Consider the following 1,463-nt stretch of genomic DNA (forward strand, 5'->3'; position numbering starts at 1 on the left):
TTCACAAATCTTCAAATTATTAAAGTATAGACATACCTTATACATACCCTCATTTCTAAATATGACAGTATGTCTTCTACCAAATCCCTCATACACTCCTGAAATCTCTAACTTAATCTCACTATCAGGTACAGGTTCACCATCTTTCAAAACATTCACAACTATATCTAATGGCTCATTAACACTCCAAATCAACGGTTCACCCTTACCAATGCTGACAAATTCAATACTACCAACAACATTACCAACCTTACCTTTAACAATATTTGAAGTTCTTCTATACTTCTTCAAAACTTTCTTAACTACTAAATATGTAGAAAATAGACATATAATAGCTATAATACCTACAACAATATAAATCAAATACATGTATATTAACGATATATGAATAACTAGTCTAGCACTATCGTAAAATGGAGATCTTGATCTAGCTATAATAACAATGTTTGGAGATAAGTGTAGAGATATTGAAAATATTCCTGACTTATTAGTTAATACACATTTAGAATTTGAACAAACATATACATCAGGCATAGGCTCTCTACTAAATTTATCTAAAACTTTACCAACAATAGTAACAATACCATGAGAATAATCTACAACTTTCTCTAGAATTCTTATGTACAGTACAGATCTAACCTCTACAAGTTTTGAAAATAGGTAACTACTAACTAGATTTACATTTGGATAAGATAGTAAATATGATTCAACTATAACATCTCTATACTTACTTAGAGGAGATGTATACCTCGATAGTGAAGTTATTCTAAATATTAACTGTCCTAATATTCTTATAGTTAGACGATATAGACCAGGTTTAACATTATTTAAAGTTATGTTGAAAATATTACTTCTACCATTTACATATGTTAAATATCCTGTCTTTATTAGTGTACCATTCCTATAGCTATATATGTAGTATTTTAATATAAGTGAGATAGGTATATTTAGATTTATATGTAATCTCAATGTAGAATTTCTATACACTATAATTGTATTGTTAGATATTTTATTTAAAACATCTACACTTATATTAGTTCTCAACAATAGTATAGTAAGATCAAAATATGCACAATCTACACTACCAGCATATGTCAGTCTAAATATAGAATTATTAGTCAAAATTCCTGAAATTACTATACTATTACTACCTTTCACGATTGACATCATGTTACTAGATTTTATGGTATTGATCTCTATATTATTTGAAACCCCTGAAACTATTCTAACATTTACAAAACTTGAATTATATAGACACACTACTAGACCTGGAAAGTTTTTAAAACAAAATCCATTTGATATTATATTTAGAGTACACCTCCTAGTTATGTATATGTATGGGTCTATTCTTGACTCAGCAAGAGTCTCATTTCCAGGAAAGTACAGCTCTATGTAGTATGACTTACCTATCTTAACATTTTCAGGAATTGTACATATAATTCTAAATATTCCACTAGAATTTG

General features: G+C 28.1%; 1 protein-coding gene. It reads right to left on the minus strand.

All coding sequences use genetic code 11. The features are described from left to right. On the minus strand, positions 1–1,463 hold a 1,463-nt coding region (locus AC30RD_RS09220; RefSeq protein WP_489494239.1), incomplete at both ends, for a hypothetical protein.

Source organism: Nitrosophilus sp., assembly GCF_982775275.1.